General features: G+C 57.7%; 24 protein-coding genes. 12 read left to right on the top strand and 12 right to left on the bottom strand.

Translation table 11 applies throughout. The features are described 5' to 3' along the window. Window positions 1–58 precede the first annotated feature (58 nt). Window positions 59–1,546: an MFS transporter gene (locus E0L20_RS02630; protein ID WP_131632556.1), complete on the bottom strand. Its 1,488-nt coding sequence runs from the start codon at window positions 1,544–1,546 to the stop codon at window positions 59–61. Between the two features lie 116 nt (window positions 1,547–1,662). On the opposite strand from E0L20_RS02630, the gene E0L20_RS02625 reads away from it, so the two are divergent. From E0L20_RS02625 to narI, 6 genes are all read left to right on the top strand, one after another. Next, on the top strand, window positions 1,663–2,247 hold the full coding sequence (locus E0L20_RS02625) for a TetR family transcriptional regulator (RefSeq protein WP_131632805.1): 585 nt from the start codon (window positions 1,663–1,665) through the stop codon (window positions 2,245–2,247). A gap of 201 nt (window positions 2,248–2,448) precedes the next feature. Continuing rightward, a complete protein-coding gene (locus tag E0L20_RS02620) occupies window positions 2,449–3,834 on the top strand; it encodes a NarK family nitrate/nitrite MFS transporter (protein ID WP_131632555.1) in 1,386 nt (461 codons plus the stop codon). A gap of 65 nt (window positions 3,835–3,899) precedes the next feature. Beyond that, window positions 3,900–7,640 carry a nitrate reductase subunit alpha gene (locus E0L20_RS02615; RefSeq protein WP_131632554.1) on the top strand — a complete coding sequence of 1,247 codons (3,741 nt, stop codon included), beginning with the start codon at window positions 3,900–3,902 and terminating at the stop codon, window positions 7,638–7,640. Continuing rightward, a complete protein-coding gene (gene narH / locus E0L20_RS02610) occupies window positions 7,637–9,181 on the top strand; it encodes a nitrate reductase subunit beta (RefSeq protein ID WP_131632553.1) in 1,545 nt (514 codons plus the stop codon). The genes E0L20_RS02615 and narH overlap by 4 nt, the downstream gene beginning before the upstream one ends. Continuing rightward, the gene (gene narW / locus E0L20_RS02605; RefSeq protein ID WP_131632552.1) at window positions 9,181–9,876 is read left to right on the top strand and encodes a nitrate reductase molybdenum cofactor assembly chaperone; all 696 of its coding nucleotides are present in this window, start codon (window positions 9,181–9,183) and stop codon (window positions 9,874–9,876) included. Before narH ends, narW begins: the two co-directional genes overlap by 1 nt. Then, complete coding sequence (narI, locus tag E0L20_RS02600; RefSeq protein ID WP_131632551.1) at window positions 9,873–10,553, top strand: respiratory nitrate reductase subunit gamma; 681 nt, start codon at window positions 9,873–9,875, stop codon at window positions 10,551–10,553. Before narW ends, narI begins: the two co-directional genes overlap by 4 nt. A 118-nt stretch (window positions 10,554–10,671) precedes the next feature. Here the strand turns inward: narI and nhoA are convergent, their stop codons facing one another. From nhoA to E0L20_RS02580, 4 genes are all read right to left on the bottom strand, one after another. Next, window positions 10,672–11,517 carry an N-hydroxyarylamine O-acetyltransferase gene (gene nhoA / locus E0L20_RS02595; RefSeq protein ID WP_131632550.1) on the bottom strand — a complete coding sequence of 282 codons (846 nt, stop codon included), beginning with the start codon at window positions 11,515–11,517 and terminating at the stop codon, window positions 10,672–10,674. Window positions 11,518–11,588: 71 nt separating this feature from the next. After that, window positions 11,589–13,244 carry an ABC transporter permease gene (locus E0L20_RS02590; protein ID WP_131632549.1) on the bottom strand — a complete coding sequence of 552 codons (1,656 nt, stop codon included), beginning with the start codon at window positions 13,242–13,244 and terminating at the stop codon, window positions 11,589–11,591. A 38-nt stretch (window positions 13,245–13,282) separates the two neighbouring features. After that, a complete protein-coding gene (locus E0L20_RS02585) occupies window positions 13,283–14,251 on the bottom strand; it encodes an ABC transporter substrate-binding protein (protein ID WP_131632548.1) in 969 nt (322 codons plus the stop codon). Further along, entirely contained in the window at window positions 14,248–14,940 is a 693-nt protein-coding gene (locus tag E0L20_RS02580) for an ABC transporter ATP-binding protein (protein WP_131632547.1), read from the bottom strand. The genes E0L20_RS02585 and E0L20_RS02580 overlap by 4 nt, the downstream gene beginning before the upstream one ends. Window positions 14,941–15,075: 135 nt before the next feature. Between E0L20_RS02580 and E0L20_RS02575 the strand changes: the two genes are divergently transcribed. From E0L20_RS02575 to E0L20_RS02565, 3 genes are all read left to right on the top strand, one after another. Continuing rightward, window positions 15,076–15,648, top strand: coding sequence for a flavin reductase family protein (locus E0L20_RS02575; RefSeq protein WP_131632546.1), 573 nt, complete (start codon window positions 15,076–15,078; stop codon window positions 15,646–15,648). A 125-nt stretch (window positions 15,649–15,773) separates the two neighbouring features. After that, the gene (locus tag E0L20_RS02570; RefSeq protein WP_131632545.1) at window positions 15,774–16,133 is read left to right on the top strand and encodes a CHAP domain-containing protein; all 360 of its coding nucleotides are present in this window, start codon (window positions 15,774–15,776) and stop codon (window positions 16,131–16,133) included. Between the two features lies 1 nt (window position 16,134). Beyond that, a complete protein-coding gene (locus tag E0L20_RS02565) occupies window positions 16,135–16,587 on the top strand; it encodes a DUF3828 domain-containing protein (protein WP_131632544.1) in 453 nt (150 codons plus the stop codon). A gap of 42 nt (window positions 16,588–16,629) precedes the next feature. On the opposite strand, the gene fusA is transcribed toward E0L20_RS02565, so the two are convergent. After that, on the bottom strand, window positions 16,630–18,729 hold the full coding sequence (gene fusA, locus E0L20_RS02560) for an elongation factor G (RefSeq protein ID WP_131632543.1): 2,100 nt from the start codon (window positions 18,727–18,729) through the stop codon (window positions 16,630–16,632). Between the two features lie 160 nt (window positions 18,730–18,889). On the opposite strand from fusA, the gene E0L20_RS02555 reads away from it, so the two are divergent. Then, the gene (locus E0L20_RS02555) at window positions 18,890–19,192 is read left to right on the top strand and encodes an ArsR/SmtB family transcription factor (protein WP_131632542.1); all 303 of its coding nucleotides are present in this window, start codon (window positions 18,890–18,892) and stop codon (window positions 19,190–19,192) included. Here the strand turns inward: E0L20_RS02555 and E0L20_RS02550 are convergent. After that, window positions 19,187–20,122: a LysR family transcriptional regulator gene (locus tag E0L20_RS02550; RefSeq protein ID WP_131632541.1), complete on the bottom strand. Its 936-nt coding sequence runs from the start codon at window positions 20,120–20,122 to the stop codon at window positions 19,187–19,189. The genes E0L20_RS02555 and E0L20_RS02550 overlap by 6 nt on opposite strands. Window positions 20,123–20,207: 85 nt before the next feature. On the opposite strand from E0L20_RS02550, the gene E0L20_RS02545 reads away from it, so the two are divergent. Further along, window positions 20,208–20,684 (top strand): GNAT family N-acetyltransferase, encoded by a 477-nt coding sequence (locus tag E0L20_RS02545; RefSeq protein ID WP_131632540.1) that lies wholly within the window; start codon window positions 20,208–20,210, stop codon window positions 20,682–20,684. 61 nt (window positions 20,685–20,745) lie between these two features. On the opposite strand, the gene E0L20_RS02540 is transcribed toward E0L20_RS02545, so the two are convergent. Beyond that, on the bottom strand, window positions 20,746–21,201 hold the full coding sequence (locus E0L20_RS02540) for a GNAT family N-acetyltransferase (protein WP_427854498.1): 456 nt from the start codon (window positions 21,199–21,201) through the stop codon (window positions 20,746–20,748). Window positions 21,202–21,363: 162 nt separating this feature from the next. Between E0L20_RS02540 and pdxR the strand changes: the two genes are divergently transcribed. Continuing rightward, window positions 21,364–22,842: a MocR-like pyridoxine biosynthesis transcription factor PdxR gene (gene pdxR / locus E0L20_RS02535; protein WP_131632538.1), complete on the top strand. Its 1,479-nt coding sequence runs from the start codon at window positions 21,364–21,366 to the stop codon at window positions 22,840–22,842. A 27-nt stretch (window positions 22,843–22,869) separates the two neighbouring features. On the opposite strand, the gene E0L20_RS02530 is transcribed toward pdxR, so the two are convergent. From E0L20_RS02530 to E0L20_RS02515, 4 genes are all read right to left on the bottom strand, one after another. Beyond that, the gene (locus tag E0L20_RS02530) at window positions 22,870–23,505 is read right to left on the bottom strand and encodes an ECs1377 family protein (RefSeq protein ID WP_131632537.1); all 636 of its coding nucleotides are present in this window, start codon (window positions 23,503–23,505) and stop codon (window positions 22,870–22,872) included. Between the two features lie 129 nt (window positions 23,506–23,634). Next, a complete protein-coding gene (gene pptA, locus E0L20_RS02525; RefSeq protein ID WP_039028695.1) occupies window positions 23,635–23,865 on the bottom strand; it encodes a tautomerase PptA in 231 nt (76 codons plus the stop codon). A gap of 37 nt (window positions 23,866–23,902) precedes the next feature. Beyond that, window positions 23,903–24,520 carry a glutathione S-transferase family protein gene (locus E0L20_RS02520; RefSeq protein ID WP_131632536.1) on the bottom strand — a complete coding sequence of 206 codons (618 nt, stop codon included), beginning with the start codon at window positions 24,518–24,520 and terminating at the stop codon, window positions 23,903–23,905. 166 nt (window positions 24,521–24,686) lie between these two features. After that, complete coding sequence (locus E0L20_RS02515; protein WP_131632535.1) at window positions 24,687–25,574, bottom strand: ABC transporter substrate-binding protein; 888 nt, start codon at window positions 25,572–25,574, stop codon at window positions 24,687–24,689.

Genomic DNA, 25,574 nt, shown 5'->3' with positions numbered 1-25,574 from the left:
TCCTGATGCCCTCACCCTAACCCTCTCCCACAGGGAGAGGGGACAAACCGGGCGTGTTTTACGGCTTCGGCACCTTCGCCAGGCTAAACCAGATCCCCACGGACAGCATAAGCAGCATCGCGCCCGCGCTGCCGAGCGCCACGCTGTGGGAGGTGATAAACGCCGCTTTCGCCGCCTCAATCACCGACTCCGCCAGCGACGGCGCGAGATCCTGCGCCACCTTCACCGCTTCGCCAATGGAAGACGAAGCTTTATCGACCAGCGACGCGTTAAGCCCCTGCGGCAGTTCGATTGACGCCGAGAAGCTGCGGGTCAACAGCAGGCCGAAAATCGCGATCCCCAGCCCCGCGCCCAGCTCGTAGGACATGGTTTCAATCGCCCCGGCGGCGGCCGCTTTTTCCTTCGGCGCGGCGGCCATAATGGCTGATGTGGACGCCAACAGCGCGCTGGCCGCGCTAAAGCCGAGCAGCACCATCAGGGCCGATGCCAGCAGCTGCTGGGTGCTGAAATCCAGCATCGACAGGCCAATAAAGCTCACCGCGCTCAGCCCCATCCCGCCCGCCGCCACCAGACGCAGCCCGAGCCGACCGACCAGCACGCCGGCGATCGGCCCGCTAAACCCGCTGGCGACCATCAGCGGCAGCATAAACATCCCAGCTTCAAACGGCGTGAAGCCGTGCACAAACTGCAGCTCCTGTGCCATCAGCAGCTCAAAGCCCACCAGCGCTATCATCGCCGTCATCGCCATCACCACGCCGCTTAAAATGATGCGGTGGCAGAACAGGCGCATGTCGATCATCGGCACGCGGGCGCGCAGCTGAATGCGAACGAAGATAAACAGCATTGTCGCCCCGACGAGCAGCGTACAGGCCACTATCCACGGAGACAGCGTCCCTTTCAGCGCCGTTTTGGCGGTGTACACCAGAAGCAGGATCGCCACAATCAGCATGATCGCGTGGCTGATGTTTAGCGGCTGTTCCGGTCGCCCTCGCTGGGCGGGCACAAAGCGCGCGGCAAGTGAAACCACCACCAGCACGATAGGCACGTTGATCAAAAATACCGAGCCCCAGTAGAAGTGCTCAAGCAGCATGCCGCCAATCAGCGGGCCGAAGGCTGCGCCGCCGGACCCTACAGCCGCCCAGACGCCGAGCGCGATGTTACGGTCACGCGCGTCAACGAACAGCGTGCGGATACCCGCAAGCGTTGCCGGAATGATCATCGCCGCACCGATCGCCAGCGAGGCGCGTGCGGCAATCAGCCAGCCTGCAGACGGCGCAAACGCTGCTGCCAGCGACGACAGGCCAAATAAGGTGCTGCCGATCATCAGCAGGCGCTTAAAGCCAATGCGATCGCCCAGCGCCCCCATCGGCAATACCATTCCCGCCATCACCAGCGAGTAAATATCAATAATCCACAGCAGCTCGTTCCCGCTGGCGCCCAGCGTCATGCTCAATGTCGGCGCCGCCACGTGCAGCACCGTCGCGTCAATCGCCACCGGGATATAGACCAGCACGATAATCACTAACGCTAACCACTGACGAAACATAAATTTCCTTTTCACTCAAAACCTGGACACATGTCCAGAACGCGATCCTACGTAAAGTTGAACACTTGTCCAGCTCTTTGTTACACTCGTTTCGTCCCCATTGAGAGTGAGTGAAAATGCGTTATCTGAGCAAGGACGAACGACGGGAAGAGATTCTGCAGGCCGCCATGCGCGTGGCGCTGGCCGAAGGGCTGGGGGCGATGACGGTGCGGCGGATCGCCAACGAAGCTGGCGTCGCGACCGGACAGGTCCACCACCATTTTGCTTCCGGCGGCGAGCTAAAATCGCTGGCCTTTGTGCGCCTCATCCGCGAATTGCTGGATGCCGAGGTGGTCGGCGAAAACGCAACCTGGCGCGAGCGCCTGCACGCCATGCTCGGCAGCGATGAGGGCGGCATTGAGCCCTACATCCGTCTGTGGCGAGAAGCGCAGATCCTCGCCAGCCGCGATGCGGAGATCAAAGGCGCTTATGTTCTGACGATGGAAATGTGGCATCAGGAGACGGTTGCCATTATCCGGGCGGGAAGAGACGCTGGCGTATTTACCCTTACCGACCGGGCCGAAAATATTGCCTGGCGTCTAATTGGGCTGGTATGCGGGCTTGACGGTATTTATGTCCTTAACATGCCCGAAATAGATGATGCCGCGTTCAATAAGCATCTCGATAAACTCATCTCTCTAGAATTGTTTGCTACCTCTTAATAAGTATTATTTTCCGAAAAAAGTTACAATTGGTAACACATAAAGCCACCCCTTATTCCCTTTCTAAACTCAGGGGTTGGCTTTTTTATCTATCCTTTCAGAAGTATCCCAAAACATCCAATAACGTTAACGACTTTTCTTCTGTTATCTCTCTGTTTTAATTTCATTTTTCTCTTTTTTTTTGGTAAGCAAGAGGGCGATATGTCACAACAAAGTGAGAAGAATAATCATTACCTGCTTAGTAACTGGAAACCGGAAAACGAACAATTTTGGGAGAATAAAGGGAAGCATATTGCCCGAAGAAACCTTTGGATTTCTGTCGCTTGTCTGCTGCTGGCGTTTTGCGTTTGGATGTTATTTAGCGCCATTGCGGTAAATCTTAATAAAGTGGGATTTCATTTCACCACCGATCAGCTTTTTATGCTAACGGCATTACCTTCCCTTTCTGGCGCGATATTGCGCGTACCCTATTCGTTTATGGTGCCGATATTCGGCGGGCGCTACTGGACGGTATTAAGCACCGTGATCCTGATTATTCCCTGCGTGTGGCTTGGCATCGCGATTCAGAACACCGCGACGTCTTACTGGGTCTTTATCGTGATTGCCCTCCTCTGCGGTTTTGCTGGCGCCAACTTTGCGTCCAGCATGGGTAACATCAGCTTCTTCTTCCCGAAAGCCAAACAGGGTAGCGCGCTGGGAATCAACGGCGGGCTCGGTAATCTGGGCGTCAGCGTAATGCAGCTGGTCGCCCCACTGGTGATCTTCCTGCCGATGTTTACGTTCCTGGGCGTGCACGGTGTACCTCAGGACGACGGTTCGACAATGTGGCTGGCAAACGCGGCCTGGATCTGGGCACCGCTCCTGCTTCTGGCAACCATCGCCGCCTTCTTTGGTATGAACGACATTGCCAGCTCTAAAGCCTCCATCGCCAGCCAGCTTCCGGTTCTGAAGCGCTTTCACCTCTGGCTGCTTAGCCTGCTCTACCTCGCCACCTTTGGCTCGTTTATCGGTTTCTCGGCGGGTTTTGCGATGCTGTCAAAAACCCAGTTCCCGGACGTGAATATCCTGCACCTCGCCTTCTTCGGCCCCTTAATTGGTGCCCTGGCGCGTTCGGCAGGCGGGATGATTTCCGACAGGCTGGGCGGCGTGCGCGTAACGCTGATTAACTTCGTCTTTATGGCCATTTTCAGCGCGCTGATCTTCCTGACGCTGCCCGGCTCGGGCTCCGGCAGCTTTATTGCCTTCTACCTGGTCTTTATGGGCCTGTTCCTCACCGCCGGGCTGGGCAGCGGCTCCACCTTCCAGATGATTGCCATTATTTTTCGTCAAATCACCCTCACCCGCGTCAAGCAACAGGGCGGCAGTGACGAACAGGCGCAGCACGAAGCGGTGACAGAAACCGCGGCGGCGCTGGGCTTTATTTCTGCCATCGGTGCGGTCGGCGGGTTCTTTATTCCTAAGGCGTTTGGTACCTCGCTGGCCATGACCGGCTCGCCCGTGGGCGCTATGAAAGTATTCCTCGTGTTTTACATCGTCTGCGTGTTCGTCACCTGGCTGGTGTATGGCCGCAAATCCTCACAAAAATAACAAATTATCTTTTGCCGGATAGCGCTCGCGCCGTCCGGCAATGTTATCGAAGCAGGAGAAATGTCATGAGTAAACTGTTGGATCGCTTTCGTTATTTCAAAACAAAAGGCGACAGCTTCGCCAACGGCCACGGGCAGGTGTACAACACCAACCGTGACTGGGAAGACGGCTACCGCCAGCGCTGGCAGTTCGACAAAATTGTGCGATCCACCCACGGGGTCAACTGTACCGGCTCCTGCAGCTGGAAGATTTACGTCAAAAACGGGCTGGTCACCTGGGAAACCCAGCAGACCGACTACCCTCGTACGCGTCCTGACCTGCCCAACCACGAGCCGCGCGGCTGCCCGCGTGGCGCAAGCTACTCCTGGTATCTCTACAGCGCTAACCGTCTGAAATACCCGCTGGTGCGGCGCAGGCTGATTGAGCTGTGGCGCGAGGCGCTGGCACAACATACCGATCCGGTGCTGGCCTGGGATGCCATCCAACAGGATCCGCAAAAGGCGCAGAGCTACAGGAAGGCGCGCGGTAAGGGCGGGTTCATCCGCTCGAACTGGAAAGAGCTAAACCAGCTGATTGCCGCCGCTAACGTCTGGACCATCAAAAACTACGGCCCGGACCGCGTGGCCGGTTTTTCCCCTATTCCGGCAATGTCGATGGTCTCCTACGCCGCCGGTACGCGCTATCTTTCCCTGCTCGGCGGTACCTGCCTGAGCTTCTATGACTGGTACTGCGATTTGCCCCCCGCCTCGCCGATGACCTGGGGCGAGCAGACAGACGTGCCGGAGTCCGCCGACTGGTATAACTCCAGCTATATCATCGCCTGGGGCTCGAACGTGCCGCAGACGCGTACCCCGGACGCGCACTTCTTTACCGAGGTGCGCTACAAAGGCACAAAAACCGTCGCCATCACGCCGGACTTCTCGGAAGTCGCCAAGCTGAGCGATCAGTGGCTGGCGCCAAAACAGGGCACCGACAGCGCGCTCGCCATGGCGATGGGCCACGTGATCCTCAAAGAGTTCCACCTCGACAACCCGAGCGATTACTTCCTCAACTACTGCCGCCGCTACACCGACATGCCGATGCTGGTGCTGCTTGACGAGCAGGAGGACGGCCGCGTGGTGCCGGGGCGAATGCTGCGCGCCTCCGACCTGGCCGACGGCCTGGGCGAGGCCAATAACCCGGAGTGGAAAACCATCGCTTTCGACGTAGCCGGTAACCTGGTGGTGCCGAACGGTTCGATTGGCTTTCGCTGGGGCGAAAAAGGCAAATGGAACCTGGAGTCGCTGGCCGCTGGACAGGAAACCGAGCTGACCCTCTCCCTGCTGATTACCCATGACAGCGTGGCGGATGTCGCCTTCCCCTACTTTGGCGGCAATGAAAACCCGCACTTCCGCAGCGTGAAGCAGGAACCGGTGCTGACGCGCCGCGTGCCGAGCAAAACCCTGACGCTCGCCGACGGCAGCCAGAAGCGCGTGGTCAGCGTGTACGATCTTGTGCTGGCAAACTACGGCCTGGATCGCGGTCTGGAAGACGGCAACGCGGCGGGCAGCTACGGCGAGGTCAAAGCCTACACCCCGGCGTGGGGCGAGCAGATTACCGGCGTACCCGCTTATCTGATAGAAAAAATCGCCCGCGAGTTTGCCGACACGGCGCACAAAACCCACGGCCGCTCCATGATCATCCTCGGTGCCGGGGTGAACCACTGGTATCACATGGACATGAACTACCGCGGGATGATCAACATGCTGGTCTTCTGCGGCTGCGTCGGGCAGAGCGGCGGCGGCTGGTCACACTATGTCGGCCAGGAAAAGCTGCGCCCGCAGACCGGCTGGCTGCCGCTGGCCTTCGCGCTGGACTGGAACCGTCCGCCGCGCCAGATGAACAGCACGTCGTATTTCTATAACCACGCCAGCCAGTGGCGCTATGAAAAGCTGACCGCGCAGGAGCTGCTCTCCCCGCTGGCCGACGCGTCGAAATTCACCGGGCACCTGATCGACTTCAACGTTCGCGCAGAGCGCATGGGCTGGCTGCCGTCTGCCCCGCAGCTCAACCTTAACCCGCTGCACGTGAAGGCGCGCGCGGAGGCTGCGGGCATGACCCCGCAGGACTACACGGTTCAGGCGTTGAAGTCGGGCGATATCCGCTTCGCCTGCGAACAGCCCGACAACGGCAAAAATCACCCGCGTAACCTGTTCGTCTGGCGCTCTAACCTGCTCGGCTCGTCCGGGAAAGGCCACGAATACATGCTGAAATACCTGCTGGGCACCGAAAGCGGGATTCAGGGGGAAGATTTGGGCTCAACGGACGACGTGAAGCCTGAGGAGGTGGAATGGCAGACCGCCGCCATCGAGGGCAAGCTCGACCTGCTGGTGACGCTCGACTTCCGCATGTCCAGCACCTGCCTGTTCTCGGATATCGTGCTGCCAACGGCGACCTGGTACGAAAAAGACGACATGAATACTTCGGATATGCATCCGTTTATTCACCCGCTCTCCGCCGCCGTCGATCCGGCGTGGGAATCGCGCAGCGACTGGGAGATCTACAAGGGCCTCGCCAAAGTCTTCTCCGAAGTCTGCGTCGGCCATCTGGGTACCGAAACCGACGTGGTGCTGCAGCCGCTGCAGCACGACTCCCCGGCGGAACTGTCTCAGCCGTTTGATATTCAGGACTGGCGCAAGGGCGAGTGCGACCTGATCCCCGGTAAAACCGCGCCGAGCATTGCCGTCGTTGAACGTAACTATCCCGAAACCTACGAGCGCTTCACCTCTCTCGGCCCGCTGCTGGACAAGCTCGGCAACGGCGGGAAAGGCATTTCGTGGAATACGCAAAACGAGGTCGATTTCCTCGGCAAGCTGAACTACGTCAAGCTCGACGGTCCGGCGAAAGGTCGCCCGCTGATCGAGACGGCGATTGACGCCTCCGAGGTGATCCTCGCCCTCGCGCCTGAAACCAACGGTCAGGTTGCGGTGAAGGCCTGGGAAGCGCTGGGCCAGCTAACCGGGCGCGACCACACCCACCTGGCGTTGAACAAAGAAGACGAAAAAATTCGCTTCCGCGACATCCAGGCGCAGCCGCGCAAAATCATCTCCAGCCCGACGTGGTCCGGCCTTGAGAGCGAGCACGTCTCCTATAACGCAGGCTACACCAACGTGCACGAGCTGATCCCCTGGCGCACCCTTTCCGGCCGTCAGCAGCTGTATCAGGATCACGCCTGGATGCGCGCCTTCGGTGAGAGCCTGGTGGCCTATCGTCCGCCGATCGATACCCGAAGCGTGACCCATATGCGCGAGATCCCGCCGAACGGCTTCCCGGAGAAGGCGCTCAACTTCCTGACGCCGCACCAGAAGTGGGGCATCCACTCCACCTACAGCGAAAACCTGCTGATGCAGACGCTGTCGCGCGGCGGGCCGATTGTCTGGATCAGCGAGACCGACGCCCGTGAGTTAGGCATCGAGGATAACGACTGGATCGAGGCCTTCAACGCCAACGGCGCCCTCACCGCCCGCGCGGTGGTCAGCCAGCGCGTGCCGCCGGGCATGACCATGATGTACCACGCCCAGGAGCGCATTCTGAACATTCCGGGTTCAGAGGTGACCGGGCGTCGCGGCGGGATCCACAACTCCGTCACCCGCGTCTGCCCGAAACCGACGCACATGATTGGCGGCTACGCGCAGCTGGCGTACAGCTTCAACTATTACGGCACCGTCGGCTCCAACCGCGACGAGTTCATCATGATCCGCAAAATGAAAAACATTAACTGGCTGGATGGCGAAGGTCGGGATCAGGTACAGGAGGCGAAAAAATGAAAATACGCTCACAGGTTGGCATGGTTCTGAATCTCGATAAATGCATTGGGTGTCACACCTGCTCGGTCACCTGTAAGAACGTCTGGACCGGGCGCGAAGGCATGGAATATGCGTGGTTTAACAACGTCGAAACCAAGCCGGGGATCGGCTATCCGAAAAACTGGGAAGATCAGGACGAGTGGCAAGGCGGCTGGATCCGCGGCATTCACGGCAAACTGACCCCGCGTCTTGGCAGCAAGCTCGGCGTGCTGTCGAAGATTTTTTCTAACCCCGTCATGCCGCAAATCGACGATTACTATGAGCCTTTCACCTTTGACTATCAGGATCTGCACCGCGCGCCGGAGGGCGATCATCTCCCGACCGCCCGCCCCCGCTCGCTCATCGACGGCAAGCGGATGGACAAAATCGTCTGGGGGCCTAACTGGGAGGAGTTGCTCGGCGGCGAGTTTGAAAAACGCGCCCGCGACCGCAACTTCCAGAAGATCCAGAAGGAGATGTACGGCCAGTTTGAAAACACCTTCATGATGTATCTGCCGCGCCTGTGCGAGCACTGTCTGAACCCGAGCTGTGCCGCGACCTGTCCGAGCGGCGCAATTTACAAGCGCGAAGAGGACGGCATCGTGCTGATCGACCAGGATAAATGCCGCGGCTGGCGCCTGTGCATCAGCGGCTGTCCGTACAAAAAAATCTACTTCAACTGGAAGAGCGGCAAGTCGGAAAAATGCATCTTCTGCTATCCGCGCATTGAGTCCGGGCAGCCTACCGTCTGCTCCGAAACCTGCGTCGGGCGCATTCGCTACCTCGGCGTGCTGCTGTACGACGCGGACCGCATTGAAGAAGCGGCGAGCACCGAGCATGAAACCGATCTGTACGAGCGCCAGTGCGACGTGTTCCTGGACCCGCACGATCCGGCGGTGATTGAAGAAGCCGTCAAACAAGGTATTCCGCAGAACGTCATTGACGCCGCCCAGCGCTCACCGGTTTATAAACTGGCGATGGACTGGAAGCTGGCGCTGCCGCTGCACCCGGAATACCGCACCCTGCCGATGGTCTGGTACGTTCCGCCGCTGTCGCCGATTCAGTCTTACGCCGACGCGGGCGGCCTGCCGATGAACGACGGCGTGCTCCCTGCGGTAGAGAACCTGCGCATTCCGGTCCAGTACCTTGCAAACATGCTCAGCGCGGGCGATACCGGCCCGGTGCTGCGCGCCCTGAAGCGCATGATGGCGATGCGTCATTACAAACGCTCTCAAACCGTGGAAGGCGTGACCGACACCCGCGCCATCGAAGAGGTGGGCCTGACCGAGGCGCAGGTTGAGGAGATGTATCGTTATCTGGCCATTGCCAACTACGAAGACCGCTTCGTGATCCCGACCAGCCACCGCGAAATGGCGCGCGACGCCTTCCCGGAGAAAAACGGCTGCGGCTTTACTTTTGGCGACGGCTGCCACGGCTCCGACACCAAATTCAACCTCTTCAACAGCAGCCGCATCGACGCGATCAACATCACCGAAGTGCGCGAACACGGGGAGGGAGAATAATGCAGATCCTCAAAATCATCGCGCTGCTCATTGAGTATCCCGATGAGCTGCTGTGGGAAAACCGCGATGAGGCGCTTTCTCTGGTTGAGCAGGATGCGCCCATGCTGCTGCCGTTTGCGCAGCAGCACCTGAGCGCCCCGCTGCTGGACAAGCAGGCCGAATGGTGTGAAGTGTTTGAACGCGGTCGCGCGACCTCGCTGCTGCTGTTTGAGCACGTTCACGCCGAGTCCCGCGATCGCGGTCAGGCGATGGTCGACCTGATGAGCCAGTACGAGAAGGCCGGCCTGCAGCTGGACTGCCGCGAGCTGCCGGACTATCTGCCGCTCTACCTGGAATATCTCAGCATCGTGACCGACGAGGAGGCGCGGGAGGGTCTGCAAAACGTCGCGCCTATTCTGGCGCTGATTGGCGGACGCCTGAAGCAGCGCGGAGTGGCGCAGTATCAACTTTTTGACGCCCTTCTGACGCTGGCAGGCACGCGGCTGACCAGCGACAGCGTGGCGAAACAGGTTTCAGGTGAAAAGCGGGATGACACCCGTCAGGCGCTCGACGCCGTCTGGGAAGAGGAACAGGTGAAGTTTATCGAAGACAACGCGACGTCGTGCGACAGCTCGCCGATGCAGCAATATCAACGACGCTTTAGCCAGGACGTCGCGCCGCAGTACGTGGACGTCAGCGCCGGAGGCCCAAAATGATGCATTACCTCAACGTGTTTTTTTATGACATTTACCCCTATATCTGCGCGACCGTTTTCTTCCTCGGCAGCTGGTTGCGCTATGACTACGGGCAATATACCTGGCGCGCCTCATCCAGCCAGCTGCTGAGCAAGCGCGGGATGAACTGGGCGTCTAACCTGTTTCATATCGGGATCCTGGGGATATTCTTCGGGCACCTGTTCGGGATGTTAACCCCGCACTGGATGTACGCCTGGTTTTTACCCGTTGCCGTGAAACAGCAGCTGGCGATGATTGCGGGCGGGGTTTGCGGCGTGCTGACCCTGGTCGGAGGCTCGATGCTGCTCTACCGCCGCCTGTTCAACCAGCGCGTAAGAGCCACCTCCACCACGCCGGATATCATTATCATGAGCATTCTGCTCTTCCAGTGCATCCTGGGGCTGACTACGATCCCCTTCTCGGCGCAGTATCCCGACGGGAGCGAGATGATGAAGCTGGTCGGCTGGGCGCAGGGGATCGTGACCTTCAAGGGCGGATCGTCTGAGATGCTGAGCGGCGTTGCGCCGATCTTCCGCCTTCACCTGGTGCTGGGGATGACCATCTTCCTGATTTTCCCGTTCACGCGTCTGGTGCACGTGTGGAGCGCGCCGTTTGAGTATTTTACTCGTCGGTATCAGGTGGTGAGATCGCGCCGTTAATACGTCGGGTGGCGAGGTAAAAGTAGAACGGCAACCTTCGTTGCCGTTTTATGTTTGCACCCTCTCCCTGTGGGAGAGGGCCGGGGTGAGGGCATCAGCCTGCAGGGTCCATTATTCCCTATTTCCCCGCCTGCGGATGCGTTTCAAACCCCGCCATGACCGCCGTCAGCTCGGCCAGCGAGAAACCGTGTTTGGGATCGTCAACGCCTAACCCAAATCGTTCCTGCATCAGCGCATAAAGCGCCTTCGCATCCGGCAGGTGGATCTGCTCCTCTACGTGCCCGTTCTTCCAGTGGGTAAAGTGCAGGTTGGTCAGCGTCAGCTTGCCGCCGTCGGGCAGATGGCGACACATCAATAAATGGTGACGGAAATGCGACTGCGGCCAGTGGGCCGACCAGAAGTTACCCATTACGTAGTCGTTGAAGTACTGCGTCACAAGGTCAAAATGGTACATCGACTGCCAGTGTTCGTGGTGGCGGAACTGCAGAACCCAGTCGTTCCCTTCACTCAGCAAACGGTACAGACCGTGCGGCGTTTCCTGCGCCTCGTTGGCGATGAGGCGAATTGGCGCCGTCAGCGTCTGGCCGCCAAACCCCACGTCGGCGATCCAGCGCTCACCGTTCAGCTCAACCAGCAGCAGGCGATGCGTGCGCGGCGGCATTTGCGGTGGATTAGCAAGAACCACGCGCCCCAGAACGCTGCGCACCGTAAACCCTACCTCGCGCAGTACGCGTTCGAACAGTCCGTTTTGCTCGAAGCAATATCCGCCGCGGCGCGCCGTCACCAGCTTGTCCACCAGGCATTGATCGTCAAGGTGAATTTCGCGGGGCAAAACGACGTCGATGTTCTCGAAGGGGATCGCGCAGTTGTGGTGTAAATGCAGCGCGCGCAGGGTGTCGATATCAACCTGAGCAGGCTGTTGCCAGCCTGTTCGGGCAAAATAAGCACTCAAAAATGGGGACATGGTTCGCTCCTTGATGTGATATTCCCTGTTTATAAACTATTTTCTCACGCCCATATGCGCAAAAGTGCTTTTTAACGTCGCGCTGTGCGCTGCAGGATGCCAAGCGCGCTTAGCATCAGCCCCAGCCCCGTGAGCAGCGTCAGGGTTGCCATCGCCATGCCTTGTCCGACCGATCCCTGCTCAAACTGACGCCAGATAAAGACCGAGACCGTCTGGGTGCCTGCGGGGGCCAGCAGCAGAGAGGTCACCAGCTCGCGCGAGGCGATCGCAAACACCATCAGCATCGCCGCCAGCAGCGCGGGCGACACCAGCGGCATCACGATAAAGCGCAGCGCCTGAAATGCCGACGCGCCGTGAACCCGCGCGGCGGGCTCAAGATTGCCCCCAAGCTGGCGCAGCGCGCTCCCTACGTAGCGCACCGGCCACGGCAGCAGCAGACAGCAATAGGAAAGCAGCAAAATCACCCAGCTGTTATAGGGCGAAACCGGCCAGAAAGGACGGTTCCAGAGCAGGATCAGCCCAACGCCGACCACAATCCCCGGCAGCGCGGCGGGCATCAGCGAGAGCGCGTCCAGCACGCCGCGCCCTTTTATCTTCTGCACCACCACCAGCCAGGAGGCCAGCAAGCCTAAGGCTCCGGTGAAAAGAGCGGTAGCCAGCGCCAGCGACAGACTGGTTCCCAGGGCGGAAAGCGCATCCCCCTGCTGGCTGAACAGCGCCCCGTAGTGTGACAGCGTCACGTTTTCGAACGACACACCGCCTGATAATGTTCCCAGCACGCCGGATAGCGCCATTGAAACGCCGGGCAGGATCGCGGCGAGCATACCCACCGCGGCCATTACCACCACAATCGGCAGCGTGAAAACGCCTGCATCCGCGCCCGTGTTTTCCGTGGGTTTGCCGGTAATGCTGGTTACGTCGTGATGACCGGTCAGCTTTTTTTGTATCGCCCAGGCGCTAAGCGCAATGAACACCAGCACCACGGAGAGCATGGACGCCCCGGACAGATCGACCGGCCAGTCGGCCAGCTTCTTTTCGATGTCCGTTGTCAGCATCAGCACGCCCGCGCGCGTGCCGAGCGCGGCAGGCACGCCGAACTCCTCAATCGCCAGCGTAAACGCCAGCAGCATTCCGGCGGCCAGCGACGGCGACAGCATCGGCAGCGTGATATGCCAGAACGCCCTCCCCGCGCTTGCGCCGTGGACGCGGGCGACCATCGCCAGACGCTGCCCGCTCGCCAGCAGGCTGCGCGAGACGGCAAAATAGACCACGGGAAAAATATTCAGCGCCATCACCAGCACGATGCCGGTTTTGCTGAACAGCAGATCGTTGAGGCTGATGCCGGTGAGCTGCTGCAAATAGCCATTGGTTTGTAGCACCAGCATACACGAAAGCGCCGCAATGTAGGGCGGCGTCAGGAACGGGACCAAAAACAGCACGTCCCAGAGACGCGGCAGCGGCAGGTTCAGCAGGCCGCGCGCCACGCCCAGGGGGAATCCTATCAGCGCACTGACCAGCGCGACGCCGATCCCCACCTGAAGCGTGCCGCCGAGCATCGTGGGCAGCTGCGGTTCAGCGAGGAGCGTCTGCACGCCGCTAAATGCGCCGGTTAAAACGCCTGCGCTAAACTGCGGAAACACCGCCTGCAGCGCGATAAACGACAGCGGTAACGCCACCAGCATAACCAGCAGCGCCAGCGTCATCACCGATAACATTCGTTGATTCACGGGCAATCCTGAAGACGGGGTTGCCCCCGTCAGGTGAATTACAGAGAGAAAATCGCGTTAAAGCGCTTGAGGATATCGCTGCGCGTGCTGGTGCCGTCGCTTTTGGTTGGCAGCACGTGCAATTCGTTAAGCAGCGGGCGCTTCGCTTTGACGTCATTACGCGCGGGCATCAGCCACGCATCAGCCACCATCGCCTGACCTTCTGGCGACAGAACATAATCAACGAAGGCCTTCGCGTCGTCGGCGTGCTGCGTCGACTTGAGGATCATCATCGGACGCGGCGCAATCACCGTGCCGCTGGCCGGGAAGATCACCTTCAGGGATTCGCCCTGGCTGATGTTGCCAAAGGAGACATAGTCCACCGCGCCAAATACCGCGGCCTTGGCGCCCTGCATGACCGGCGTAACCGCCTGCGCGTTCGGGCCGCTGACCACCATGCCGTTCTTTTTTAGCGCGTCAAATAGCGCCCAGGCGTTATCGCCCATGCCGTTTTGTAACCCGATCAGCAAATCCAGCGATGCGCCCGAAAGCGCAGGGTCTGGCGTGGTCACTTTATCCCTGAACGCGTCAGTGGTCAGATCCTGCCACTCTTTTGGTTCCGGCGTGCCGCTTTTGGTGTTCCAGACGATACCCAGCGCCGAGACGCCCTGCGCCACGTAATCTGCGGATTTCAGATCGGCAGGTACTTTTTCGGCGTTGGCGCTCTGGTAGGGCAGCAGCCAGCCGCGGGTATGGAGATCTTCAGCCGTATCCCAGGAGGCTGAGATCAAAATATCAGCCTGGGGATTGGCCTGCTCCGCCTCCAGACGCGCCATCACCTTCCCGGTTGTTGCCTGGAAGATATCGACCTTCACGCCCGTTTTCTTTTCAAATCCGCTAGCCAGATTTTTTGCCAGCGAACCCGGCCCGGCGGTGTAGACAGTTAGCGCATGGGCGCTGGACATCATGACGGAAGATAACGCCATTGCGAGCAGAACTCCTTTTTTCACGGACATGGTGGCTTTCATGCAAACTCCCCTGAGGATGAAATCAAACGATCGGCAGCGACGCTGCCGGCAGATAAATGCACGATGCGGTCGGCCAGGATTTCAGCCTCCCGGCGGTCGTGGGTAACATACACGGCGGTCGTGCCGAGCTGGCGCAGCAGTGTGGCCATCTCCAGGCAAAGTGATTCACGCAGTTCGCTGTCGAGGTTGGAGAGCGGTTCGTCGAAGAGCAGCACGCGAGGTTCGGCAACGATCGCCCTGGCCAGCGCCACGCGCTGCTGTTGCCCGCCGGACAGCCCCGCCGGTTTACGATCGGCAAACGCGCTTAGCCCTACGCGGGAGAGCGCCTGAGCCACGCGAACATCGCGTTGCTGGCGTGGGATATTGCGCATTCTGAGCGGGAAGGCCACGTTCTGCGCCACCGTCATATGCGGCCAGAGCGCATAGTCCTGAAAGACCATGCCGATATCGCGTGCCTCTGGCGGCAGCGACCAGCCCGGCTTCGCGACCTGGCGTTCACCAAAGTGGATTTCGCCCCCGGCCGGCTGCGTTAGCCCTGCCAGCAGCCGTAACAGCGTACTTTTCCCGCAGCCTGATGGCCCCAGCAGCGCTACCACGCTGCCTGCATCAATGTGCAGATCGATTTGATTCAAAACGGTGTTCGCGCCAAAAGCATACGAGACGCTTTTGAGCGTTATGGAGGTCAGCATAATGTTATCCTCTTTGGGATTTACTGTCCGCCACTGTAGGGAGCGAGTGTGACGAAACCATGACGTTAATGTTGCGGCTTGATTTCGGCTATCCTTGAGGCGTTTACTGCAAAAAAATTATTGAAAGGAAAAACGATGAGCGCGTTTCGCCCTGTTGAATTAAAACATGCCAGCCGTTTACTGAATCATGGCCCTACGGTGCTTATTACCAGCCGCGATGAGCGCATCGGCAGGCGTAACGTGATGGCCGCCGCGTGGTCGATGCCCGTCGAGTTTGAGCCGCCGCGCATTGCGATTGTGGTGGACAAAAGCGCCTGGTCGCGGGAGCTGATTGAGCGCAGCGGCACGTTTGGCATCGTCATTCCGGGCGTCGCGGCGGCCAACTGGACGTACGCCGTGGGCAGCGTCAGCGGGCGCGATGAAGATAAGTTCAACTGCTACGGGATACCGGTTGTAAACGGACCGGAACTGGGCCTGCCGGTGATAGAAGATAAATGCCTGGCGTGGATGGAGTGCCGCTTATTACCTGTAACCTCAGCGGCAGAGAAATATGACACGCTGTTTGGGGAAGTGGTCAGTGCGGCTGCCGATGAACGCGCGTTTGTGGCCGGAAGATGGCAGTTTGATGGGGATAAACTGAACACGCTGCATCATCTGGGGGCCGGCACGTTTGTGACGAGCGGCAAGATGGTGAAGGCGCTGGATTGATTTTAATGATTATATATTGCTGATATATATAAACTTCCTATGGCATTTAATGTTTACCATGGCGATGTAAAACGGAGGATATTTCTGATGCGATTGAAGTTGTACCTATCGATAAGGAAATATCTATGTCATGGAATAAATATGCTGCAGTCGAGTATGCAAAAAATCATGTCTATCACGAAAGCCATCGAAAATGTGAGCTCTTTGTGAAAAATGCCATCATTGCTGGCGGCCTACCTATACATGGAACCGGGTCAGCAAAGAACATGGGGCTGACATTGTCTCAGGTTGGGTTTCAAAAAATCACTGGTGCCCCACAGTTAGGCGACGTGGTTGTTATACAGTCCATAGAAAATCATCCCGATGGTCATGTTTGTATTTATGATGGTCATCAATGGCTAAGCGATTTCGCTCAGCGCACTCTGTATCCTGGATCCGCATACAGAAAAGCTCATCCACCGTTTCAGCTTTACAGGCACTATTAATATGAAAGCCGCCTTAATTTTTATTCTGTTATTAACCAGCGCTGCACATGCCGAAGAGATTGATAACGCAGCTAAAACCGCATTAAGGTTTAATAAATGGTACATCAGTCAATATGCTGCTAATAATTTCCCCATTATGGACAATGCGAAAATAGAAGAGTACGTCACTGCAGATACCATGAAGAAATTAAGGCATGCGCAGGACCCTCGTTTCGCTGACGACGAGTTTTATGATGCTGATTTCTTCCTTAAGGCGCAGGATATTGAGGAAGGTTGGGCAGAGAATGTGACGGTGGTTTCATCCGAGTACGATCCGGTTTGCACGAATATTTACGTGTCGTTTGGTAAAAACCAGGAGTATACGGTCATCGACTGTATGGTCAAAGAAAAAGGGATCTGGAAGGTTCAGTCCGTTTCGCGACAAGAAATACTGCGTAACGAAAATCTGAAATAACACAAACCACACGGCAGCCCTAAAGCTGCCGTGTGGAATAAACTACTTCGCGCGCCGTGCAATAATTTCATCCGCCACATTTCGCGGGGCTTCCGCAAAGTGATGGAACTCCATCGTGTACGTCGCACGCCCCTGCGACATCGAGCGCAGCGTGGTGGCATAGCCAAACATCTCCGCCAGCGGCACGTCAGCACGAATGATCTGGCTGCCGTACTGCTCGGCCATTCCCTGCACCATGCCGCGGCGGGAAGAGAGATCGCCCATAATGTTGCCGGCGTACTCTTCCGGCGTTTCCACCTCAACGTGCATCACGGGCTCCAGGATCGCCGGGTCCGCTCTGCGTGCCCCCTCTTTAAAGCCGAGGATCGCCGCCATGCGGAAGGCCATCTCCGAGGAGTCAACGTCGTGATACGAACCAAACGTCAGCGTCGCTTTCACGTCGACCACCGGATAGCCCGCCAGCACGCCGCTGTTCATGGCTTCGCGCAGGCCTTTTTCCACGGATGGAATATACTCGCGCGGCACCACCCCGCCCTTGGTGGCGTCTTCAAAGACGAAACCACTTCCCGGCGCCAGCGGCTCAAGGCTCAGCACCACGTGGCCGTACTGTCCTTTACCGCCGGACTGACGGACAAATTTGCCTTCGATCTCCTTCACCGCCTTACGCAGCGTTTCGCGGTACGTGACCTGCGGACGACCGATGTTCGCCTCGACGCCAAACTCGCGCTTCATGCGGTCGACGATGATTTCCAGGTGCAGCTCGCCCATTCCGGAGATGATCGTCTGGCCGGACTCTTCGTCAGTATGTAGGCGGAACGACGGATCTTCCGCCGCCAGACGCTGCAGCGCGAGGCCCATTTTCTCCTGATCCGCCTTGGTTCTCGGCTCGATGGCGAGAGAGATCACCGGGTCCGGGAACTCCATCCGTTCGAGCGTAATCACCGCGTTCGGGTCAGTCAGGGTGTCGCCTGTCGTGACATCCTTCAGCCCAACGCACGCCGCGATATCGCCCGCACGCAGTTCATCCACCTCATGGCGATCGTTGGCGTGCATCAGCACGATTCGCCCGATGCGCTCTTTCTTCCCTTTTACCGGGTTATACACCGCGTCGCCCTTGCGCAGCACGCCTGAGTACACGCGGATGAAGGTGAGCTGCCCGACGTACGGATCGCTCATCAGCTTAAAGGCCAGCGCCGAGAAGGGTTCGTCATCGCTTGGGTGACGCTCCGCGTGCTCGCCCTTTTCATCCACGCCGTCAATGGCCGGCACGTCCAGCGGAGACGGCATCAGCTCGATAACCGCGTCAAGCATGCGCTGCACGCCTTTATTTTTAAACGCGCTGCCGCACAGCATAGGCTGGATCTCGCCGGAAATGGTACGAATACGCAGCCCCTGAATAATCTCGGCTTCATCGAGATCGCCGGTCTCAAGGTACTTATCCATCAGCGCATCGCTGGCTTCTGCCGCCGCTGAGACCATTCTTTCCCGCCACTCCTGCGCGCTAGCGAGCAAAGCGTCAGGCACCGGCGCATAGCTAAACGTCATGCCCTGAGTCGCATCGTCCCAGAGGATGGTGCGCATCTTGATGAGATCCACTACGCCGGTGAAATGTTCCTCGGCGCCCACGGGGATCACAATCGGCACCGGATTGGCCTTCAGGCGCTCCTGCATCATCCGCACGACGCGGAAGAAATCCGCGCCCGGGCGGTCCATTTTGTTGACAAACGCGAGGCGCGGGACGTGGTACTTATTCGCCTGACGCCAGACCGTTTCGGACTGGGGCTGCACGCCTCCAACCGAGTCATACACCATTACGGCGCCGTCAAGCACGCGCATGGATCGCTCCACCTCAATGGTGAAATCCACGTGCCCCGGGGTGTCGATGATGTTGATCCGGTGCGGCTCAAAGCCTCCGTCCATACCCGGCCAGAAGCAGCTTACGGCGGCGGACGTAATGGTGATCCCGCGCTCTTGCTCCTGCGCCATCCAGTCGGTGGTTGCCGCGCCATCGTGTACTTCACCCAGCTTGTGGCTCATCCCGGTATAAAACAGGATGCGCTCGGTGGTGGTAGTTTTACCGGCATCGATATGCGCGGAGATACCGATGTTGCGATAACGTTCGAGGGGGATGGGTCGGGGCATGATATTTCCTTAAGTCCTGTGACTTGTCAGTGACGACCGGGATGGTCGCGCATTCGTTCATTTGCTATAATAGTCCTATTGTACGAGTATTATCGAACTATTTTTTAACGGTTGACCTATTGTTGATATAGCTCAATCTGACGTGAGGCGCAGGAAAACGATGATCCCTAACCACCCGGAACCTGAACAAATACTGCTGGAAAATGTGCTGTTTGCCCTCGGCAACCCGCTCCGGCTCTCGATTATCCGCAGGCTGGCCGACGGCAGCGAACTGAGCTGCAACGCGCTGCGCCCGGAGGACGTGGTGAAATCAACCATGACCCACCACTGGCGCGTGCTGCGCGACAGCGGCGTGATCTGGCAGCGCCCCCAGGGGCGGGAGAACTTAATCTCTTTACGAAGAGAGGATCTGGACGCCCGCTTTCCAGGGCTGATGGCGATCCTGCTACAGGCAAAATCATAAGCGTACTGACGATAGCCCTTCGGCCAGGGTGCGCAGCGTGGTCTTTACCCAGTTCGTGGCGTCGCGCTTGCCGCTGCGTTTATGCGAATAAATCTTTACCTCAAATGGGCTAATGTCGAATGGCAATGCGAAGAGCTTGATATTTGCCGCCAGCATTAACCTTTCGGCGGCGAAGCGAGGCAGCGCCATCAGCAGGTCGCTTTCTGCGACGACGAACGGCGCGCTGAGCATGGACGGGGTTTTGATTGCAATTTGTCGGGTGTAGCCCATGCGTTCAAGCTGCAGGTCCAGTACCCCCTGCTTCTCGTTCCACGGCGTAACCACCAGATGCCGGGCGGCGAGATAATCCTCCAGCGTTAACGCGCTCCGGCTGACGTTGCTAATCACGACATACTCATCCTGAAACCAGCTTATCTCTTCCAGCTCGGGATACCGGATATCCTCTGCGGTGCTAAATCCGAGAGCCAGATCCACCTCACCTGCCAGCAGCTCGGTTAATGCCGGGCTGTGCGGCAAGTAACGCAGCTCCAGGCGCAGGCCCGGTGCCGCGTGTTGAAGCGTGTTCATGAGCGCGGGGAAGATGCAGAACGCGGTAAAGTCGGTTATCGCAATCTGCAAACATTCCGTACTCACGGCGGCGTCGAACTGCCGCTGCGGAGACAGCTCCTGGTTGAGCACCTTCAGTGCCGATGCAATAACAGGCGCAAGCTGAGTGGCATAGACGCTGGGGCACATTCGGTGCCCCTCCCGGTAGAATAAGGGATCGTTAAGAGAAATGCGTAGCCTGGACAGGGCATGGCTGAGCGCCGAGGTGCTCATCGCCAGCTCATCCGCCGCCAGTCGAACCGAACGATGACGGTAAATCGCGTCGAAAACCGGCAGGAGGTTTAAATCCAGGCGCCGTAATGCCGGATGCATAATATTCATCATTTGTTGATTTCATTGCACTTAATTCTTCTGACATTACCCTTTATGCTGTGCCCCATCAACATCAAACAGAGATAAAGGGAAACGGATGAGCATCACGATTCGTCAGGCAAGACCGGAAGATGCAGCGGCAATTTACGACATGATTTATGAGCTTGCGGTGTATGAAAAAGCGCCAGAAGAGGTGATCACCACGCCGGAGGAGATCCGAAACACGCTTTTTGGCGCAGAAAGTAAGACCGAAGCGCTGATCGCCGAGTTTGCCGGGAACGTTGTCGGCTATGCCGTGTTCTTTACCAGCTATTCCACCTGGCTTGGTCGCAACGGCATCTATATGGAGGATTTGTACGTTTCCCCGGAATACCGCAGCAAGGGCGCAGGCAAGGCGCTGTTGAAAAAGGTCGCGCAGTGCGCAGTGGAGCGCCATTGTGGCCGACTGGAATGGAGCGTGCTTGACTGGAACCAGCCCGCCATTGATTTCTACCTGAGCATCGGTGCGTTGCCGCAGTCAGAATGGGTACGTTATCGCCTGGATGGTGAAGCATTACGGGCATTTGCTGAATAGCGATGCACGCTGTTAAAAAACGCCCCGCGTATCTAAGGGGCGTATTGTCAGTCGACAAGCGTTATCTCACCTGCATTCGATATTCAATCATTCCGCTTTTTTTCGCCACCCAGTCGTACAATTTTTGACCGCGGTAGTTGGCTTCGTGCGTATGCCAGTAAAGATGGGCGGCAGGATGTTTTCTTGCTTCTTTCTGAACATGCTCAATGAGCTGCTTGCCGATGTGTTTGCCCCTGACGGCCTCGCTGACGTATAAATCTTCGAGATAGCAGTAATTGTTCTCCGCCCACGTGGAAAGGTGAAACAGATAATGCGCAAAACCAACGATCTCCCCCTGCGATCGTGCCACTACGCAGAATAGCGGCTCAACCGTGCTAAAAAACCGTTGCCAGGTTCGTGTTGTGATCTCCGCGGAGAGATCGACGTTATAAAATTCCTGATATTTTCTCCACAGCGGCATCCAGCTGTCAAAATCACTTTCTTGAACTGCCTCAATCGTCACGCTCGTATTGTTCATATTGCCTCTTTGTCCATTCATTATTCGCTTATGCAAAAGTGTATTCGCTAAATGGCAGGTTTTTCCCTGCCAATTTTCGTGAATTAAGCAGACCAATTCTCATGCTCCTGAACGCGGTATTGCTTTAGAATGAAGACGGTCAGAGCAAGAGTGGAAAAATTGATGTTTAAGCACGCGCAGCTTGAAACGGTTAAGGCATGGATCATCGACCCCGCTAACGGATCGCTACCGCTACATGAAAGGATCCAGAGAGCAATACGGACATTGATACTGGAAGGGATCTTATCTCACGGTAAGGCCCTGCCTGCATCACGTGCCCTGGCGGCGTCTCTCTGCGTTTCCCGGGATACCGTTGAAGCGGCCTACTCCAGCCTGCATGCCGAAGGTTTTATTGAGAGACAAACGGGCAGAGGAAGCTTCGTCTCTTCAAGCGCACGGTTTTTAAAACCCCAACCCCGACGGCGGCAGCCCACCGCTGAGATACGAAAAGCAAAGCTCAGCGCTCGGGGAAGGGTCGTTTATGAAAGCGGCGGGGTCCGCGAGTTTTCCTCCCCTCGCCCCCTTGCGCCCGGCATTCCTGAGACCCGCCTGTTTCCCATCCCGCTCTGGGAGCGGCTCCAGCGACAGGTCATGAAGGAGTTTAAACATCAGGCGTTAGAACAAAGCCCGCCGCAGGGTATTCCGCATTTGCGGCAGGCAATTGCGGAATACGTCAATCTTGAGCGCGGGACCCGAGCGCGGCCCGAACAGGTTATCGTTCTGACAAGCTCTCAACAGGCGCTTGCGCTCTGTTCCCAGGTGCTGATGGACGGCGGGGACGGCATTGTCATTGAAGATCCTTCCTATCAAGGTGCACACAAGGCGTTTCGCGCTGCCGGTCTGCGCTGTATCCCGGTTCCGCTTGATGACAACGGTATTTCCATTGACGGCCTCAATTCGCTGACAGAGCCCGCCAGGGCTATCTACCTGACCCCTTCTCACCAGTATCCTACTGGCGTAACGCTCTCTCTTGACCGGAGGCTGGCTGTTGTTGAATGGGCGAACCGTCACGCGGCCTGGATCATTGAGGATGATTATGACAGTGAATTTCACTACGACGGGAAGCCCATGGCCAGCCTTCAGGGGCTGGACGCCTACGGCCGGACAATCTATATCGGCACGTTCACCAAGTCCCTGTTTCCCGGGCTGCGTATTGCCTATGCGATCGTTCCCTCCGAACTTGCAGAGCCCTTTACCCTGGCAAGAACATTACTGGATGGGCACACCGCTTCGATAGCCCAATTGACGCTGGCTAAATTTTTGGAAGGAGGCCATTTCAGCGCCTATGTTCGTAAGATGCGGGGAATTTATGTTGCTCGTCGTGACATGCTGGCAGGCATGATGGAGGCATATCTTTCTGATTACGTCACCTGTGAATCGCCAGCGGGGGGAATGCAAATGCCCTGTCACCTGAAGCGCGGAATATCTGAGAAAGCGATTGCCGCCGCTGCCCGCCGCGCGGGGGTTGATATATTGGGGCTTACCGATTTATATACGGGAAGCCCGGATTCAACAGGGTTTTTGATGGGGTTTGCCGCCTACACGGAAAAGGAAATAGAAGACGCAGTCAAAAAGCTCGCCGCCATTTTTCACCGTCTCTGAGGCGGCCTACGGCTCTGCGAGCGATACTCATTCCGGCTGAGCCAGGCTATACGCGGGGACCCGCCGGTTTGTTCCCGTAAGCGTATCGAACACCTCGGTTTCTGACGTCACAATCCTCACGCCTGCTTTTCTTAACCTCTGCACATCGGCCGCGATGCGCTGAATGCCAAACCAGAAAAGCCCGTCGAGCGCCGTCACGGTAAGCCCGTTTTCGAGTGCCAGCCTGAGACGTTCCCTGGGGGCTTTCACCTGCCGGGCGATGTCACGATACGGGGCTTCACTCCCGCCATTCGCTTCGCTTCGATGAATGCGCGTCTTAAGGTGATAGCTAAATTCGTCGGGGATCCCCTCAAGATTCATTTTCAGGCTGTAAACGCAGCCGAACCTTTTGCCGTTAAACAGAACATTTTTCTGGCTGAGCTGCAGCTCGTTCCTGACGCCGTCAATAAGCTGAGGTGCGCGGGTGAGCAGCAGCCTGAAGGGAAGTTCAAAGCTGGTCACATAGTCCACATTCAGCAACGCGAGGCGCAGGCGATCTTCTGCACCGGACCCTTGCTCACGACATTCTTCCAGCACTTCAGCCCACTGGCGCGTGAGGCGCTCGGGCTCCGCGGATTCCGTCAGGAGATATTTTTCAATATGATAATCAACTCTTCCGGCCATGTTTACATCCCGTCGCTGTGGATGTAAAGATTCTAGCATTGCGCTCACTTTTCCAGATAGTGAGATAATTCACAGAGATACCAAAACGCCGCCTGCTCCGACAGACGGCTTTGCCCTACCCGGCAAATATTACATCGAATAACCCGGCTTCTTGATCAGCTCATCCAGCTTAGGGCCGATCTCGGTGTCCCATACCTGCGCTTTCCAGTCGGCTTCCTGAACTTCATTCAGCGCAACGGAGATAGAGCGGTCCTTGCTGTTCAGATGGCGCGTAATCACCTCGGCGATATCCGCCGCCAGGGCGGTTTTTTGTTCGTCATTCAGATCGCGGGGAAAACATTTGATATCAACGTGTGGCATGTGCAGGCTTCCTGTTGTGAGTGAGCGTTCCACGTTATCAGATAATCTCGTTTGCCTTTAACACCTTGTGCAGTTCCGGCAGCGCGCAGACCGAATCTGCGATCGACGTGATATTGGGCGTGTTTGCAGCGAACCACTCGTGTCGTGGTCCCCAGGTACGTGCGACCGCAATATACACATCCAGCAGGGTTAGCCGTTCACCAAACGCAAAGGGTGAGGCTTTCAGCTGGCTGTCAAACCACAGGTAGAGTGATTTACGGTACTCGATGCAGTTTTTCTTTAGCTGTTCTGGCGCATCCGGCACCCAGCGTTCCGGATAGTCGGCATAGGTAAAGGTGGGATAGACGTTTGCGACAAACCAGATGAGCAAACGCTGAAACTGCTGACGTTCGGCCTGGCCGACGGGTGGAGCGAGGTCGGGACATCTGTCCAACACCATCAGGGCAATCGCCGCCGTTTCGGTGACGATCGCGCCATTTTCCAGTGCCAGCGTCGGCACCTGACACAGCGGATTGAGCTTTTGCAGCAGCTCGCGCTGCGGGCCGGGCTGGTCGAACCCGTCCACGTCGATAAATTGATAAGGAATGTCTGCCAGGGTCAGCATCACCTCACTGATTGCCGATCCCCAGCCGGGTACGCCATAGAGTTTTATCATGAAGCCCCCTCCAGGATGAAAACCCTAAGTGTATACCCGTCATACTTCAAGTTGCAGGTGCGTTGGCTGCACTCACTCACCCCAGTCACGTACTTATGTACGCTCCCGGGGATTCGTTCCCTTGCCGCCTTCCTGCAACTCGAATTATTTTGGGTATAGAGCACCTTTAGTAGGTTATCCCAGGCGGGTTAACCTCCGACTGCGCCACCGCTTCGCCCTGCTCGCCCCAGCGCGCCAGCACCTTCTGGTACTCCCCGCGCGCAATCGCACCGTTCAGCGCGGCCTGCAGCGCATAGACAAGCTCGTTGCCTTTTTTGGTGGTCGTTGCGACATAGGCTTTTTTCGGGCCTAGCCCCACCACGCGCGTTTTGCCGGTCAGCGCCGCCTTATAGGCCGACACCGACTGCGGCCCAAAGAACACGTCCGCCCTGCCGGACTGAATGTACAAATTCCCGGAAGCATCGTCGGTCAGATAGACCGGCAGCGCGGGTTCACGCCCCGCCTTTTTGTTCTCCTCGTTCCAGCCCAGCAGAATACGTTCCTGATTGGTGCCGGAGCCAACAATCACCTTTTTACCCGCCAGATCCTCCGCGCTTTTGATCGACTGAACATCGCTGGTGGACTTCACCGAGAAGGCCAGGGAATCGACGCGGTAGGTGGCAAAATCAAACTTCTCTTTGCGCTGTTCGGTCACCGCAATGTTCACCAGCGCCACGTCATAGCGGCCGGAGGCAATCCCCAGCGGCCAGTCTTCCCATGCCGTCGGCACCAGCTTTAGCTTCAGCCCCAGGCTGCCCGCCAGCAGGCGCGCGATATCCGGATCGCTGCCGATGCGCGTACGGTTATCGCTGGCCAGCAGCGCCAGCGGCGGAGAGTTGAGGGCCGAAACAGCGACCGTCAGCGTACCCGGCTCAACGAATTTGTAATTTGCGGGGATCTTCTCCACCGCCTGAGGATCGCGCGTGACCGGCAGCGGCTGTTCATTGGCCTTCACATCAATGCCGGCGTGGCTTGCGGTGGTGAAGATTAGCCCTGCCAGAAGTCCATATTTCAT

The organism is Enterobacter wuhouensis, assembly GCF_004331265.1.
GTDB lineage: Bacteria > Pseudomonadota > Gammaproteobacteria > Enterobacterales > Enterobacteriaceae > Enterobacter > Enterobacter wuhouensis.
The sequence above is the reverse complement of the archived record's forward strand: the minus strand, read 5'-3'. Positions and strand labels throughout refer to the sequence as shown.

Coding starts and splice junctions, on each gene's coding strand:
- E0L20_RS02580 (WP_131632547.1), bottom strand. CDS start 14,940: ATGCTGACCTCCATAACGCTCAAAAGCGTCTCGTATGCTTTTGGCGCG.
- E0L20_RS02585 (WP_131632548.1), bottom strand. CDS start 14,251: ATGAAAGCCACCATGTCCGTGAAAAAAGGAGTTCTGCTCGCAATGGCG.
- E0L20_RS02570 (WP_131632545.1), top strand. CDS start 15,774: ATGTCATGGAATAAATATGCTGCAGTCGAGTATGCAAAAAATCATGTC.
- E0L20_RS02530 (WP_131632537.1), bottom strand. CDS start 23,505: ATGGCCGGAAGAGTTGATTATCATATTGAAAAATATCTCCTGACGGAA.
- narW (WP_131632552.1), top strand. CDS start 9,181: ATGCAGATCCTCAAAATCATCGCGCTGCTCATTGAGTATCCCGATGAG.
- E0L20_RS02620 (WP_131632555.1), top strand. CDS start 2,449: ATGTCACAACAAAGTGAGAAGAATAATCATTACCTGCTTAGTAACTGG.
- E0L20_RS02545 (WP_131632540.1), top strand. CDS start 20,208: ATGAGCATCACGATTCGTCAGGCAAGACCGGAAGATGCAGCGGCAATT.
- E0L20_RS02555 (WP_131632542.1), top strand. CDS start 18,890: ATGATCCCTAACCACCCGGAACCTGAACAAATACTGCTGGAAAATGTG.
- E0L20_RS02565 (WP_131632544.1), top strand. CDS start 16,135: ATGAAAGCCGCCTTAATTTTTATTCTGTTATTAACCAGCGCTGCACAT.
- E0L20_RS02630 (WP_131632556.1), bottom strand. CDS start 1,546: ATGTTTCGTCAGTGGTTAGCGTTAGTGATTATCGTGCTGGTCTATATC.
- E0L20_RS02515 (WP_131632535.1), bottom strand. CDS start 25,574: ATGAAATATGGACTTCTGGCAGGGCTAATCTTCACCACCGCAAGCCAC.
- narH (WP_131632553.1), top strand. CDS start 7,637: ATGAAAATACGCTCACAGGTTGGCATGGTTCTGAATCTCGATAAATGC.
- E0L20_RS02575 (WP_131632546.1), top strand. CDS start 15,076: ATGAGCGCGTTTCGCCCTGTTGAATTAAAACATGCCAGCCGTTTACTG.
- E0L20_RS02625 (WP_131632805.1), top strand. CDS start 1,663: ATGCGTTATCTGAGCAAGGACGAACGACGGGAAGAGATTCTGCAGGCC.
- nhoA (WP_131632550.1), bottom strand. CDS start 11,517: ATGTCCCCATTTTTGAGTGCTTATTTTGCCCGAACAGGCTGGCAACAG.
- fusA (WP_131632543.1), bottom strand. CDS start 18,729: ATGCCCCGACCCATCCCCCTCGAACGTTATCGCAACATCGGTATCTCC.
- pptA (WP_039028695.1), bottom strand. CDS start 23,865: ATGCCACACGTTGATATCAAATGTTTTCCCCGCGATCTGAATGACGAA.
- E0L20_RS02615 (WP_131632554.1), top strand. CDS start 3,900: ATGAGTAAACTGTTGGATCGCTTTCGTTATTTCAAAACAAAAGGCGAC.
- E0L20_RS02550 (WP_131632541.1), bottom strand. CDS start 20,122: ATGATGAATATTATGCATCCGGCATTACGGCGCCTGGATTTAAACCTC.
- E0L20_RS02540 (WP_427854498.1), bottom strand. CDS start 21,201: ATGAACAATACGAGCGTGACGATTGAGGCAGTTCAAGAAAGTGATTTT.
- pdxR (WP_131632538.1), top strand. CDS start 21,364: ATGTTTAAGCACGCGCAGCTTGAAACGGTTAAGGCATGGATCATCGAC.
- narI (WP_131632551.1), top strand. CDS start 9,873: ATGATGCATTACCTCAACGTGTTTTTTTATGACATTTACCCCTATATC.
- E0L20_RS02520 (WP_131632536.1), bottom strand. CDS start 24,520: ATGATAAAACTCTATGGCGTACCCGGCTGGGGATCGGCAATCAGTGAG.